Origin of the sequence: Falsiroseomonas sp. E2-1-a4 (assembly GCF_051433165.1) — a bacterium.
GTDB lineage: Bacteria > Pseudomonadota > Alphaproteobacteria > Acetobacterales > Acetobacteraceae > Falsiroseomonas.
Map to the genome: position 1 here is coordinate 76,667 of NZ_JBHMFS010000003.1, position 13,949 is coordinate 90,615.

The following is a 13,949-nucleotide window of genomic DNA, read 5'->3' on the forward strand; positions in this document are numbered from 1 at the left end:
CCTCACCGCGCCACCCGCCACTGCTCCACCCAGTTGGAGGAGGGCGTCAGATGCCCGGTCGGCCGCACCCCCTCCAGCCACAGCGGCCAGACATGCGCGTCGGAGCGGAACCACAGCGGGATCGCCGGCAGTTCCTCCGCATAGATCGCCTGCAGCCGGTGCCACAGGGCGCGCCGGCGCTCGCGGTCCAGCTCGATCGGTAGGGTTTCCAGCAGCGCGTCCATCTCCGTGTTGCGGAAGCCGGTGTAGTTCTGGCCGGACCAATTGCGCTCGGCGGTGGGGATTTCGTCCGAATGGAGCGTGCTGCGGGGCACATTCTCCGGGCTGCTGATCCAGGCGAACAGCGCCGCGCCGGTGAAGCGGCGGCGGGAGACGGTTTCGCCGAAGAAGACGCGCGGCGGCTCGTTGCGAATGCGCGCCTCGATCCCCGCCTGGCGCCACATGCCCTGGAGTACCTGCTGCACCTGCTCGCGAGACCGGTTGCCGGCGGTGGTCATCAGCTCCAGCGTCAGGCGGTCCCCGGCGGCATTGCGGCGGATGCCGTCCGGGCCTGGGGTCCAGCCGGCCTCCGTAAGAAGGGCGCCCGCGCGGGCCGGGTCGAAGGGCCACTGGCGCACCGCATCGTCATGCATGCCATCCAGCGGGTTGACCGTGGTGTGGGCGACGGGCTGCCGGTTCTCGTACAGCCGGGCGACGATCTGGGCGCGGTCGGTGGCCAGGATCAGTGCCTGGCGGACGCGGCGATCGGCCAGGATCGGATTGTCCAGCATCAGGTCGAGATGTTCGTAGACCAGGCCGGGCTTGTATTCGACGCGGAAGCGGCCGCGCGCGCGGCGTTCCAACGCGGTCACCTGTTCCAGCGGCAGGCCAAGCTCGCCCGCCACCATGTCGAGCTGGCCGGCCAGCAACTGCGCCTCCAGTGCCGCGGTGTTCTCGATGGTGCGGATGGCGATGCGGCGGAAGGCGGGCGCCGGGCCGGACCAATGGGCGTTGCGCTCCAGCGTCACGCCGCTGCCGGGCGTGGTGGCGGTGACCCGGTAGGGGCCGTTCCACAGGCCGGGATTGGTAGGCTCCGTCTCATAGGCGCTGCGCGTGCGGTAGGTGCGGGGCTCGGCTTCCCAGCGGGCGCGCTCGATATGGCTGGGCAGCGGCACCCAATCGCCGGAGGCGCCGTATTCGAAGGTGACCTGGTCGAAGCGCAGCGTGATGCGGCGGGGCGATTCGACAATCGCCTCATAGGCCCGCCGATAGAATTCGCTGGCGCCGAAGCCGGTGGAGAAATCCCGCCCGGCCTGCCAGGCGAACAGCAGATCCTCCGCCGTCACCGGCGTGCCATCGCCCCAGGCCCAGCCCTCGCGCAATTCCCAGGTCACGCGGATGCCGGCCTTGCCATCCGGCGTCTGTTCGCGGACGGCCAGGCCATTCTCCAGCGTCGGCACGGTGACGCAGCCGAGGCAGGTGAGGTTCCAATCCGGGTCGCGTGCCGTCAGGGGGCGACGGGTGAAGCCGGCGATGTAGGATTTCGCCGCCATGGATTCGATGTTGGGGTGGAAGGTCGCCGGGTATTGCGTGATGCCGATGGTCAGGCTGTCCCGCGCCGGCTGCCCCATGGCGGGGGTGACGACGGCGAGCAGGATGAGGGTCAGCCAGCGGGCGGCCATTGGCGGGCTCCATGCCAGACAGCGAGTATGGCGATACGGTCAGGATGGGCACGGTAGATCAAGCTATAAGGTGTTGGCGGCAGCGCAATGATTCGGCGTGCGCCGCCATGTGTACGGCCGGCCTGCGGGAAGCGGACCAGCAGTTCCGCTCTGTGCATCAACCCAGCGACCAGCGCATCGGCCGCAGCGGGATTGTCCTGCGCGATGTGGTCACGTGCCTCGCGCAGGTGGCGCAGGGCCACCGGCATCCAGATCAGCTTCACCGGCTGGCGTGACGGGCTCGAATATCAGCGGCCCAGGCGTGCATCTCCTGCATCACCTCCTCATGCGGCACGCCGAGGCCGGCTTCGCTCTCCGCCTCGGCCTGTGCCAACTCGGCTTCAAGCGCAGCCTGATCTGCCACCCGATCCCGGATGGCGCTGGCGGCCAGCATTTCGGGCGTGGATTGGCAGGCGCTGGCAGCAGCCTGAAGCGCGGCCGCCACCTCGTCCGGCAAATCGACACTGATCCGCACCATCCGCCTGCCTCCGTTCGTGTCGCTTCTCTACTCGCTGCCATCCTTCGGCTTCGCGTCGGCGATCGAGGCGATGCCGCCATGCGCGCCGGACCAGCCCACCGGATCCTCCAGGAACTTCCGCACTTCCTTCAGCGCAGCTTCCGAGAAGTAGGGGCGTTCGCGGCAGACTTCCAGCACATCCCACCAGGTACACAGGTGGTGCAGGTTCAGGCCCATGGCCTTCATCTGCTCGAAGCTGCCCGGGAAGACGCCGTAGTAGAACACCACGAAGGTATGGTCGCAGATGGTGCCAGCCTCGCGCAGCGCGTTGGCGAATCGGATCTTGCTGGCACCGTCGGTGGTCAGGTCTTCCACCAGCAAGGTGCGTTGGCCGACCGGGACCTCGCCCTCGATCTGCGCATTGCGGCCGAAACCCTTCGGCTTCTTCCGCACATAGGCCATCGGCGCCATCATGCGGTCGGCGATCCAGGCGCCGAAGGGAATGCCGGCGGTCTCGCCACCCACCACCACATCGATGGATTCATAGCCGATATGCCGGCCGATCTTCTCCACCGCCAGGTCGCAGATGCGGTTGCGGGCGCGGGGGAAGGAGATGATCTTGCGGCAGTCGATATAGACCGGGCTCTTCCAGCCCGAAGTGAAGGTATAGGGCTCCTCCGGCCGGAAATTCACCGCCTTGATCTCCAGCAGGATCCGCGCGGTGGTGAGAGCGGCGTCGCGGTCCCAGTCGGAGGCGTGCGGGATGGCCATTGATTCAGTTTCCTCTGCGCGGGCGATCGCCCGTTGGTAGCCCTGCCGCGCGGCTGCGTCCATGACGGCTGAGGTCTGGGTGCTGGCCGACCCGCGCGCCGGGACGGCGGCGCAGGCGCTGGGTATCGCCGAGCGGCTGCCGGTGCCGCACCGGGTTGTGGCGCTGGAATGGGGCGCGCTGGGGCGGGTGCCGTTTCCGTTCCCGACCCTGGCCGGGCTGAGCCCCGCCGCGCGGGCTGGCTTCGTGCCGCCCTGGCCGCGGCTGGTGATCTCGGCCGGGCGGCGGGCCGGGCCGGTGGCGCGCTGGCTTGGCGCGCGCGGCGCCCGCACCGTGAACTGCATGCGTGCCTTCGGCCGCTTCGATCTTTCCGTCATCGGCCGCCACGATGCGCCGCGCGTGGCGCCGGATGTGCTGCCGATTCTCGGCGCCGCGCATCGGGTGACGCCGGCCAGGCTGGCGGCCGCGCGCGAAGAATGGGCGGCGCTGGCGGCGTTGCCGGGGCCACGCGTCGCGTTGCTGCTCGGCGGGCCGGTGCGGGGGGAGGGGCTGGACCCCGCACGCGCCGCAGCACTCGGCGCGCAGGTGGCGGGCCTTGGCGGCAGCGTCCTGGCCAGCGCCAGCCGCCGCACCGGCGCGGACGCGACCGATGCCCTGGCGCAGGCGCTGACCACGGTCCCGCACCGCCTGCATCGTTGGGGGGACACTGGCAAGAATCCCTATCTCGGCTTCCTGGCCTGGGCGGATCTGGTGGTGGTCAGCGGCGACAGCGTCTCCATGCTGTCGGAGGCGCTGATGACCGCCGCGCCCGTCTTCGTGGCCCCGCTGGGCGATGAAGGTCCGCGCCACCGCGCGCTGCATGCAAGCCTGTACGCCGCCGGCCAGGCCCGGCCGCTGGCGCAAGCCCCGGCGCCGTTCGACCGCCCCGCGCTGGACGAGGTCGGCCGCGCGGCGGCCGAAATCCTGGCGCGCGGCTGGCTGTGAGGCGGAACCGGACGGGGCGCGGCGGCGAAGCCGCGGATATGAGCATCACCTTGCCAACCCCCTTTGCCTGGCCCTGGCGTGACCGTGCCGGCCGATTCTCCTGGCTCCGCGCCTGCGTCCTGGCCGCCGCCCTGTCCCCCGGCCTGGTGCTGCTGGCGCTGCTGGCGGCCGGCGAATTGGGCGCCGAGCCGTGGAAGGCGGCAGCGCGGGAGGCCGGGACCCATGCCATGCGGCTGCTGCTGGTCAGCCTGGCCGTGACGCCGCTGCGCTACCTCGCCGATTGGCCGAAGGTGGTGACGCTGCGGCGGATGCTGGGGCTGGTGGCGCTCGGCTACGCGCTGCTGCACCTGGCGCTGTACACCGGCCACATGGCCTGGGACCTGGCCGATGTGGCCAGCGAGATCGTGCTGCGCTTCTACCTGACGCTGGGATTCGGCGTGCTGCTGGGGCTTGCGGTGCTGGGCTGGACCTCCACCGATGGCTGGCAGCGGCGGCTTGGGCGGCGATGGAAGCGGCTGCACAAGGGCGTCTATCTGCTGGCGGCGCTCGGGATTTTTCACGCCTTCCTGCAGGCCAAGTCGCGCGCCGATTCGGCGGTGGTGCTGGCCGGCGTCTTCCTGTGGCTGATGGGTTGGCGGCTGCTGCCGGGCTGGGCGCGAGCGCATGGGCTGGCGCTGGCCGGGTTGGCGGTGGTGGCGGCGCTGGCCGCGGCCGGGCTGGAATGGGGCTGGTACGCAGCCACCACCAATCTGCCCGCTGCGCGCATCCTGGCGGCGAACCTTGATCCTGGCGCTGGGCTGCGGCCGGCGCAGGGCGTGCTGGTGGCCGGTTTGGTAGTGGCCGTACTGACGGCTGCGCGGCGCCGCCTCGCCTGAGCCGGGGCTAGACGTTCGATTTGCGTGCTGGATGCCGGGAGGGGCAACGTGACCCCTGCTGCGTGGTAGCGGCTGAAGCAGGAGGGCCGATGCTCAACATCCGCAAGTTGCAGACCATCCGCGAGGAGGTGCGCTCCGAACTCGGGACGGAGGGTGAGCGGCCGGTGATCCGCGCCGTTGGCCTCGCGGTAATCCAGAACCCGTTTGCCGGCCGCTTCGCCGAAGACCTGTCGCCGCTGTGGGAGTTCGGCGCCACCCTGGCCGTACGGCTGATGCCCGACCTGGTGCAGATGCTGGCCGGCTCCGCGGTGTCCTACGGCAAAGGGGCAGTGGTCGGCGTGGCCGGGGAGATGGAGCATGGTGGCGCCTGTATCCATCCCCGCCTCGGCAAGCCGATGCGCGCCGCCATCGGGGGCGGCGCGGCGGTCATCCCTTCCAACGTGAAGGTTGCCGCCGCCGGCACGCCGCTCGACCTGCCGCTGGGGCACAAGGACGATCCCTGGTCCTTCGCGCATTTCGATACCATCACGGTCTTCCTCACAGACGCGCCGCGGCCGGACGAGATCCTCGTGGCGCTGGCCGTGGCCGACGGCGGAAGGCTGCGAAACCGCTGCGGCGCGGGGCCGGTCCGCTAGGCGCATCCGGGCCCGGAGCAAGCTGGTGCGGTTGGTTCACGCCCGGTGGGGTGCTTGCCGCGCAGCGCCGGCGGCGGCAGTGTCCGCCCGAACTTTCCGGAGGCCCCGCCCATGTCCCGCAAGACCTACAAACTCGCCGTGCTGCCCGGCGACGGCATCGGCAAGGAGACGGTGCCGGAGGGCCTGCGCGTGCTGGACGCCGCCGCCCGCCGCTTCGGCTTCGACCTGGAGCTCAGCCATTACGACTGGTCCTGCGAGACCTATGCCCAGACCGGCAAGATGATGCCCGATGACGGGCTGGACCAACTGGCGAAGTCGGACAGCGTGTTCCTTGGCGCGGTGGGCTGGCCCGGCGTGCCGGACCATGTCTCGCTCTGGGGCCTGCTGATCCCGATTCGCCGTGGCTTCGACCAGTACATCTCGCTCCGCCCCTGCAAGCTGATGCCCGGCGCCCGCACCCCGCTGGCCGACCGCACCCCTGCCGACATCGATTTCTACGTGGTGCGGGAGAATACCGAGGGCGAGTATTCCTCCACCGGCGGCAAGATGTTCCCCGGCACGGACCGTGAATTCGTGACGCAGGACAGCGTCTTCACCCGTGTCGGCGTGGATCGCGTGCTGAAATACGCCTTCGAGCTGGCGATGACCCGCCCGCGTCGGAAGCTGACCAGCGCCACCAAGTCCAACGGCATCACCTTCACCATGCCGTACTGGGACGAGCGCTTTGCCGAGATGGCGAAGAACTACCCGGGCATCACCACGGACCAGTTCCACATCGACATCCTCTGCGCCCATTTCGTGCAGCACCCGGACTGGTTCGACGTGGTGGTGGGCTCGAACCTGTTCGGCGACATCCTCTCCGACCTTGGCCCGGCCGTGGCCGGCTCCATCGGCATCGCGCCCTCGGCCAACATCAACCCCGAGAAGAAATTCCCGTCCATGTTCGAGCCGGTGCATGGCAGCGCGCCCGACATCGCCGGCAAGTGGATCTGCAACCCGATCGGCCAGATCTGGTCCGGCGCGATGATGCTGGAACACCTGGGCGAAAAGGCCGCGGCGGATTGCATCGTCAAGGCGATCGAGACGCTGCTGGCGGAGGGCGGCCCGCGCACCCGCGACATGGGCGGCAATGCGGGCACCGTGGATGTGGGCAAGGCGCTGGCGGAAGCGGTGGCGCGCGGCTGAAGGCGCCACGGCGCGGGTGCTGATCGAAGCGCCCGCGCCGAATGATGCAGCGCGTCACTTGAACACCAGGCCCCGAGCGTCGTATAACCGGGTCAAGAGTTGAGAATGATTCTCAACTTCTTCGCATCCCCGCCAAGCGGGAAGACGGGAGCGCCCATGGGCCGCGAATTCAGCTACATCGCCCGACGCTGCGAGCGCGCCGTCGTCACGGCCTATCGCGAGCTGCGTGATGGCGGCAATGCGGATATGGCGGCCTTCACCGCCTGCACCACGCTGTACCGCATCCACCACCCCGAATCCTCGGTGACGGAAGCGCGCCGCCTGGTCTCCGAATGGATCGACCATCATGTGGTGCAGGGGATGCAGACCGAGACGGATGGCTGCGATTGCGACTGACTTAAATTGCGAATGATTCGCAATTGAGGCGGCGCGCGAACCGGCCCGCCGCCTGAATCGTCCGGCGTCAGCCGGCAGCCTGCACAGCCGCCAGCGTCCGCTCCGCCAGCATCGGCAGCCCGGTGGCGGCGCCCGAGGCGGCCTCGGCATTGCCATCCCGCGCCGCCATTTCGACCGCCGCCAGCATATCCGCCAGCGGCCGCGCCCCGGCCATGCGGGCCGCCCCCTTCAGCCGGTGTGCCGCCGCCGCGGTGCCGGGCAGGTCGCCCTCAGCCAGCGCCACCGCCACCGCCTCCACATCCCGCCGGACCCCATCCCGGAAGCTGGAGAGCAGCCCGGCCAGGCGCTTCGGGTCCGCGCCGAACAGGCTGCGCAGCGCCTCCGGGTCGAAAAGGGGCGCGATCTCGGCCGGCGGCTGGCCGGGCTGCGCGCCCTGTGGCGCCTGGTTCGGCAGGAAGCGCGCCAGGGTGCGGGACAGCAGATCCAGCGCCAGCGGCTTGGCCAGGAAGGCATCCATCCCCGCCGCGTAGCAGCGCTCATCCTCCCCCTTCAGCGCATTGGCCGTCACCGCGATCAGCGCCGTGCGCGGCTGGCCGGCGGAGGCTGCCTCGTCCCGCCGGATGGCGCGGGACATGTCCAGCCCGTCCATCACCGGCATGTGCAGGTCCACCAGCACCAGCCGGTGCCGCTTGGCCCGCCACAGCGCCAGCCCCTGCGCGCCATCCGCTGCCATATCGGCCTCGCAGCCCAGCAATTCCAACTGCCGGGCCAGCACCTCCCGGTTCACCGGATGGTCGTCCACCACCAGCAGCCGCGGTGTTTCCGCCCGCGCGGCGGCAGGCTCCAGCAGCGGCGCCGCTTCGGCCGCCACCACCGTATCTGCTGCTTCCACGAGGCTGAGCCGGAGCGTCACGGCGAATCGGCTGCCGCGCCCCGGCGTGCTCTCCACCGTCACGTCCCCGCCCATCAACTGCGCCAGCCGCCGCACAATGGACAGGCCGAGCCCGGTGCCGCCGAAGCGGCGGGTGGTGGAGGTATCGGCCTGCGCGAAGGGCTGGAACAGCTTGCCCAATTGCTCCGGGGTCATGCCGACGCCGCTGTCTTCCACCATCAGGGAGACCATCACCGCATCGTCCATCCGGCTGGCGGAGGCGCGCAGGCGGACGAAGCCGACATCGGTGAACTTGATGGCGTTGCCGACCAGGTTGAACAGGATCTGCCGCACCCGTACCGGATCGCCCAGGACCAGGTCCGGTGACAGCGCCGTCTCCGCCCCCATCGGGTCCGCGAACAGCAGCAGGCCGCGGCGCTTGGCCTCCACCGTCAGCGTATCCACCGCGCCCTCCACCAGCCCGCGCAGGGAGAAGGGCAGGGTTTCCAATTCCATCCGGCCCGCCTCGATCTTCGAGAAATCGAGCAGATCGTCGATGATCCGCAGCAGCGACCCGGCACTTTCGCGAATGACCGCGACGCAGCGATCCTGCGCCGGGCCGGGCGGGGTGCGTTCCAGCACCTCGATCATGCCGAGCACGCCATTCATCGGGGTGCGGATCTCGTGGCTCATCGCGGCCAGGAAGGCGGATTTGGCGCGGTTCGCGCCCTCCGCCGCATCGCGCGCGGCGGCGAGGGCCTGTTCCACCCGCTTTCGCTCGGTGATGTCCATGTAGGTGCGGACGGCGCCGCCATCATCCATGAGCCGCGCATGCACCTCCACCACCGTGCCGTCGCGGCGGGCGCGTTCGTAGCGTTCCTCGCCCAGCGCCTCGCCGGCGATGGCGCGGCGGGCTTCCTCCTGCCGGTGCTGCGACCCTTCATAGTCGCCACGCGCTGCCTGGAAGGCGACCAGGTCGCCGAAGGGCACGCCGGGCTGCGCCAGATGCGGCGGCAAGGCGAGGATTTCGGCGGCCCGGCGGTTCATCACTCGTACCCGGCGATCGGGGCCGACCATCACCAGCCCCTGGCTCATATGCTCGATGGTGGCGGCCAGCGCGCCGCCGGTGGCACGCGCCTGGTCGCGCGCCGCGGCCAGCGCCTCCTCCTGCCGCCGGCGCTCCGTCACATCGGTCAGGGTGCGGACGGAGCGGCCATCGGGCATGCGGATCGACTCCACCTCCAGCACCGATCCATCGCGGCGGCGGCGTTCGAAATGCCCTTCCGGCAGTGGCCCGCCGGCGACCACCGCTTGCGCGCCCTCGGTGCCTTCGGCGCTGTTCTCATATTCGCCGCTGCCGAGCTGCCAGGCGGTGATATGCTCCAGCGGCGTGCCTTCGCGGGCCAGTTCCGGCGGCAGGCGCAGCAATTCCACGGCGCGGTGGTTGATGACCTGCACGCGGCGATCCGGCGAGAACATCACCAGCCCCTGGCTCATATGCTCGATGGTGGCGGACAGCGCCGCCTCTGCCGCGCGCGCCGTATCGCGTGCCTGGCGCAGCTCCGCCTCCCGCGCCTGGAGGCGGGAGACGTTGCGGTAGGTGGACAGCACGCTGCCATCGGGCAGCTTCTGGCGCGTGATCTCGACCCAGGCGCCGGAGGGGGCGAGGCGGATGTCCGACTCGCAGGTTGGGTTCAGGATGGCCTGCGCCCGCTGCGCCACCGCCGCTTCCAGTGCCGCGCCTTCGGCCGGCGGCGGCCCGTAGTCGCCGCGGCGCAGCATCATCCGCAGGATATCCCGGCCATCGGCGCCGGGAGGGGTCAGCTTTTCCGGAATGTCGTAGAAGCCGGCGAGCTGGCGGTTCAGCAGGCGCACGCGCAGATCCGGGCCCCACAGCACCAGCCCGTCATTCATCGTATCCAGCACCAGCTCATGCGTGGCGCGGGCGGCTTGGAGTTCTTCCTCATGGCGCTTCAGGGCGGAGATGTCGCGGTAGATCACCAGCGTGCCGCCATCGGGCGTCGCGACGGAAGATGCCTCGATCCATTCGCCGCGGGCGCCGCGTACCAGCTGCGATGCGGTGCCGGGCTCCCGCGCCAGAACCACGCGGGATTCGACCAGTGCCTCGAATTCCGCCGGATCTTCCGGCACCGGGCCGAAATCGCCGCGCCGCAGCCGGTGGCGCATCGCCGCCAGCGCGGAGGCGCCGGGGGTGCCGAGTTCGGGCGGCATGTCGAACATGCGGATCGCGGCGCGGTTGCCCAGGCGGAAGGTCAGGTCGCGGTCCATCAGCACGACGCCATCGGTCATGCTGTCCAGGATGAGCTGGTACATGGACCGTGCGGCGGCCAGCTCCTCCTCCCGCTGCTTCAGGCTGGTGATGTCGCGGTACATCAACACCGCGCCGCCACCCTCCACCGGCACGGTCTTCACCTCCAGCCACATGCCGGAGGGAGTCTGGCGGATATAGGAGATGCCGCCGGGCCGGTTCAGCAGCGCGGCGCGCTGGGCCACGCGGGCTTCCAGCTCCGCCTCGTCCCGCGGCGCCTGGCCGAATTCGCCGCGCCGGTCCTGGTAGCGCATGACGTCGAGCACGCTGAAGCCCTTGATCGCCATATGCGCCGGGAATTCGCCGACGCGCAGCGTCTCCCGGTTCCAGAACTGCAGGCGCATCTCGGAGTCCCACATCACCACGCCATCGGTCATGTGGTCGAACACGGTCTGCAGCACGGTCTGCGCAGCGGACAGCTCCGCCTCCTGCCGCTTGAAGTCCGTGACCTCGGCGGCGGACAGCACGAAGCCGTGTTCCATGCGGCGGATATGGATGCGGAACCAGGCGCCCTCCGGGGTCAGCCAATCCTGGCTGCGTTCCGCCTTGCCCGGCTCCGGCAGCCAGGTGGCGGGGTCGGCGGCCTCGGCGATGGCGGGGTTCAGCGCTGCGGCGGCTTCCCCGATGCAGGCCACCAGCGCCTCCAGCCGGTCCGGCACCGGATCTCGCGCCGTGGCCGGCAACAGGCGGAGCAGGCTGGCATTGGCGGAGACAAGGCGCCCATCCGCAGCGAATAGCGCGAAGGGGCCGGCGAGATTCGCCAGCGCCTCCGCCTGCAAGGCGGCGAGCTCTGCCGCCGGCAAGCCTGCGGCGGAACGGGCGGTTTGGAGCATCACGACATCATGCCGCAGGTGGCAACAATTTGTGTTTCGCGCAGGGGCGGGGTTTGTTTCACAGGCTTCGCGCCAATCGGTGCTTTGACGCAGGTCGCCAGGGTTTGTAACTGTCGAGTGTATCAAGGCCTGTCACTGCGCGCAGGTTCAGGGGGAGCCAGGCATGGCCGGTGGCACGACCAATCTGCTCGTTGTCGAGGATGACCCGTTCCAGCGGGAGACGATCTGCGCCTACCTGGTGAGCCAGGGCTTCGTGGTGGAGGCGGTGGGCGATGGCGCCGCCTGCCGCGCGGCGGTCGCGGCGGCCATGCCGGATGCGGCGCTGCTCGATGTCGGCCTGCCGGGCGGGGAGGATGGCTTCGCGTTGGCCCGCTGGCTGCGCGGCCAATCCGCGCAGCTCGGCATCATCATGCTGACCGCCGCGGGTGACCTGGTGGATCGGGTGGTGGGCCTCGAATCGGGCGCGGATGACTACATCACCAAGCCCTTCGAGCCGCGCGAACTGCTGGCCCGGATTCGCGCCGTGATGCGCCGCGCCGGCGCCGAGGGCGCGGCCCAGGCGGCCAAGCCGGAGGTGCTGGGCCCGGGCAAGACACGAATCGGCGGCGCCGTGCTGGACCTGAAGCGCGGCCTGCTGGTGACGGCCGAGGGGCGGGAGGACACGCTGACCGAGGGCGAATTCACCCTGCTGAAGCTGTTCGTCGAACACCCGAACCGCGCCCTGCACCGCGACTGGCTGCTGGAGCGCACCTCCGGCGACGAGGAGCCGGAGGCTTTCGACCGGGCGATCGACCTGCGCATCATGCGGCTGCGCCGCAAGGTCGAGCGCAACCCGACCCGCCCGATGGCGATCCGCACCGTCCGCGGCGTCGGCTACCTGTTCGACCCCGAGGCGGTATAGGGCGAAGGTCACGCCGCCAGCGCGCGCTGGGCGATCGGCGCTTCCGCCTGGCCCAGGAGTTCGGCCCGGCGGCGGGGCAGGGCGCCGGGGTGTTCGGCCTGGAGGTAGGCGACCATCTTCTCCCGTACCTCGCAGCGCAGGTCGAAGGCGCGGCCGGCATTGGTGGCGCTGACCAGCATGCGGACCTCCATCGTCTCCGCCCGCAGCTCCGTCACTTGCAGGTTCACCACCCGCCCATCCCACAGCCGGGTGCCCTCCGCGATCTCCACCAGCTTGCGGCGCATGGCCTCCACCGGCGCGGTGTAGTCCACATGGATCATCGCGGTGCCGATCAGGCTGGCGCTTTCGCGGGTCCAGTTCTGGAAGGGGTGCTCCAGGAAGTAGCTCAGCGGCAGCACCATCCGGCGCCAATCCCACAGGCGGATGACGACGTAGGTGGAGGTCACCTCCTCCACATTGCCCCATTCGCCTTCGACGATCACCGCATCCTCCAGCCGGATCGGCTGGGTCACCGCCAACTGGATGCCGGCCACCAGGTTCTTCAGCAGCGGCTGCAACGCCAGGCCCAGCACCAGGCCGGCGGCACCGGCGGAGGCGAGCAGCGACACGCCGTATTGCCGCACACCCTCGAAGGTCATCAGCGCCACGGCGATGGTGACGGTGACGATCAGCCAGCCGGCCACCCGCTTGAGGATGCGGGACTGCGTTGTGTGCTTGCGGGCGAGGAGGTTGTCCTCCGAATCCAGTTTGAAGCGCCGCAGATAGATCGTGGTCCAGATGTGCAGCACCGTCCGCGCGGTCCAGCCGACCAGCGCGATGAAGCAGAGCAGCAGCAGGTGGCGGACGGCATTGGCCTGGCCGTTGGTGAGTGGGGCGATGGTGGCGGCGAAGGCGACGGCGATCATCATCAGGGTCAGCCGCGAAGGGCCTTCGGTGCGCTGCACCAGGGACCGCCAGAACAGGTCGCGATCGGCCACCATGCGGGTGCTGACGCGAAACAGCGCCCGGTGCGCCTGGATGGCCAGGAAAATCCCGGCCGCCAGCACGATCAGGCTGAGCAGCCAGGCCGGGACGAAGGTGAAGGAGGCGACGACGCGCCGGGTGGCGAAAACGATATTGTCCAAGAGGCGGCCCCTGTGGCGGTCTTGCATAGGGTTAATGCTGCGGCGCGTCAGAAGTTCCCTGCCGTGCTTTCTCCAGAACGTCTCTCAAGTTATTGTTTAAATTGTATTACTGCCATGCCGTGACCCTGGCGAGCGACGATTGTAGCCGCGACGCCTACTTCCCCGCCCAGCCGATCGCCGCCCGCGCCAGCGCGTCGATCGTATCGCAGACGGGAAAGGGCAGCGCCGGACCGGCGGCGATGCCGAGCGGGATTTCGGTGCAACCCAGCACCACCGCCCGCGCGCCGCGTGCCACCAGGGCCTGCGCGGCCTCGGCCAGGGGGGCGTAGGCTCCGGCGACGCGGTTGGCCTTCACCTCCGCAATGCCGGGCGAGACCAGCGCGCCCATCTCCGCCTCCGTGGGTACCAGGCAGGTCCAGCCGCGCGGCTCCAGCCGGTCCTGGTACAGCCGCATCGCCAGCGTGCCGGCGGTGCCCATCAGCCCGATCGCGCCGGGGGTGACGCCGAGCCGCAACAACTCCGTCTCCGCCGCATCGACGATGTGCAGGATGGGCAGCGCGGTCGCGGCCTGCATGCCTGCGAACCAGCCATGCGCGGTGTTGCAGGGAATGGCGATGGCGCCGGCGCCGGCCGCCTCCAGCCCCTGGATGCCGCGCAGCAGGGCGGGAAGGGGGTCCGCGCCGCCGGCCAGCCGCGCCGCGGTGCGGTCCGGCACCCGGGGATCGGACCACAGCACGGCGGGGATATGGTCCTGGTCGCGATCGGCGGGCGTCAGCAGGGTCAGCCGCAGCATGAATTGCGCGGAGGCCAGCGGCCCCATGCCGCCCAGCACGCCGAGCACCGGAACACCAAGAGTTTTGTCCGCCATGCGAGACCCTGTCCTATCGTTC

Annotated in this window: 13 protein-coding genes; 6 read left to right on the forward strand and 7 right to left on the reverse strand. The window is 70.1% G+C overall.

What is annotated here, in order from left to right:
• Positions 1-2: 2 nt before the first annotated feature.
• From ACFHNC_RS04630 to ACFHNC_RS04645, 4 genes are read right to left on the reverse strand one after another with little or no spacing between them, the layout of a single operon-like run.
• A complete protein-coding gene (locus ACFHNC_RS04630) occupies positions 3-1,661 on the reverse strand; it encodes a peptide ABC transporter substrate-binding protein (RefSeq protein ID WP_437168047.1) in 1,659 nt (552 codons plus the stop codon).
• Positions 1,643-1,924, reverse strand: a complete 282-nt coding sequence (locus ACFHNC_RS04635) for a type II toxin-antitoxin system RelE/ParE family toxin (protein WP_437168048.1) — start codon at positions 1,922-1,924, stop codon at positions 1,643-1,645. Before ACFHNC_RS04635 ends, ACFHNC_RS04630 begins: the two co-directional genes overlap by 19 nt.
• Positions 1,921-2,178, reverse strand: a complete 258-nt coding sequence (locus ACFHNC_RS04640; RefSeq protein WP_437168049.1) for a hypothetical protein — start codon at positions 2,176-2,178, stop codon at positions 1,921-1,923. Before ACFHNC_RS04640 ends, ACFHNC_RS04635 begins: the two co-directional genes overlap by 4 nt.
• 27 nt (positions 2,179-2,205) lie before the next feature.
• Positions 2,206-2,928: an orotate phosphoribosyltransferase gene (locus tag ACFHNC_RS04645; protein WP_437168050.1), complete on the reverse strand. Its 723-nt coding sequence runs from the start codon at positions 2,926-2,928 to the stop codon at positions 2,206-2,208.
• Between the two features lie 61 nt (positions 2,929-2,989).
• Between ACFHNC_RS04645 and ACFHNC_RS04650 the strand changes: the two genes are divergently transcribed.
• From ACFHNC_RS04650 to ACFHNC_RS04670, 5 genes are all read left to right on the forward strand, one after another.
• The gene (locus ACFHNC_RS04650) at positions 2,990-3,910 is read left to right on the forward strand and encodes a mitochondrial fission ELM1 family protein (RefSeq protein ID WP_437168051.1); all 921 of its coding nucleotides are present in this window, start codon (positions 2,990-2,992) and stop codon (positions 3,908-3,910) included.
• Between the two features lie 38 nt (positions 3,911-3,948).
• Positions 3,949-4,785: a sulfite oxidase heme-binding subunit YedZ gene (locus ACFHNC_RS04655; RefSeq protein ID WP_437168052.1), complete on the forward strand. Its 837-nt coding sequence runs from the start codon at positions 3,949-3,951 to the stop codon at positions 4,783-4,785.
• An 89-nt stretch (positions 4,786-4,874) separates the two neighbouring features.
• Positions 4,875-5,420 carry an amino acid synthesis family protein gene (locus ACFHNC_RS04660; protein ID WP_437168053.1) on the forward strand — a complete coding sequence of 182 codons (546 nt, stop codon included), beginning with the start codon at positions 4,875-4,877 and terminating at the stop codon, positions 5,418-5,420.
• 111 nt (positions 5,421-5,531) lie between these two features.
• Positions 5,532-6,605 (forward strand): tartrate dehydrogenase, encoded by a 1,074-nt coding sequence (locus ACFHNC_RS04665; protein WP_437168054.1) that lies wholly within the window; start codon positions 5,532-5,534, stop codon positions 6,603-6,605.
• 156 nt (positions 6,606-6,761) lie between these two features.
• A complete protein-coding gene (locus ACFHNC_RS04670) occupies positions 6,762-7,001 on the forward strand; it encodes a hypothetical protein (protein ID WP_168053781.1) in 240 nt (79 codons plus the stop codon).
• A 67-nt stretch (positions 7,002-7,068) separates the two neighbouring features.
• Here the strand turns inward: ACFHNC_RS04670 and ACFHNC_RS04675 are convergent, their stop codons facing one another.
• A complete protein-coding gene (locus ACFHNC_RS04675) occupies positions 7,069-11,034 on the reverse strand; it encodes a PAS-domain containing protein (protein ID WP_437168055.1) in 3,966 nt (1,321 codons plus the stop codon).
• A 163-nt stretch (positions 11,035-11,197) separates the two neighbouring features.
• Here ACFHNC_RS04675 and ACFHNC_RS04680 point away from each other — a divergent pair, with 163 nt between their 5' ends.
• Positions 11,198-11,935 (forward strand): response regulator, encoded by a 738-nt coding sequence (locus ACFHNC_RS04680; RefSeq protein ID WP_437168056.1) that lies wholly within the window; start codon positions 11,198-11,200, stop codon positions 11,933-11,935.
• An 8-nt stretch (positions 11,936-11,943) separates the two neighbouring features.
• On the opposite strand, the gene ACFHNC_RS04685 is transcribed toward ACFHNC_RS04680, so the two are convergent.
• Together ACFHNC_RS04685 and ACFHNC_RS04690 are read right to left on the reverse strand one after the other, a co-directional pair.
• Positions 11,944-13,059: a mechanosensitive ion channel family protein gene (locus tag ACFHNC_RS04685; protein WP_437168057.1), complete on the reverse strand. Its 1,116-nt coding sequence runs from the start codon at positions 13,057-13,059 to the stop codon at positions 11,944-11,946.
• A gap of 154 nt (positions 13,060-13,213) precedes the next feature.
• Complete coding sequence (locus ACFHNC_RS04690) at positions 13,214-13,927, reverse strand: aspartate/glutamate racemase family protein (protein ID WP_437168058.1); 714 nt, start codon at positions 13,925-13,927, stop codon at positions 13,214-13,216.
• Positions 13,928-13,949 lie beyond the last annotated feature (22 nt).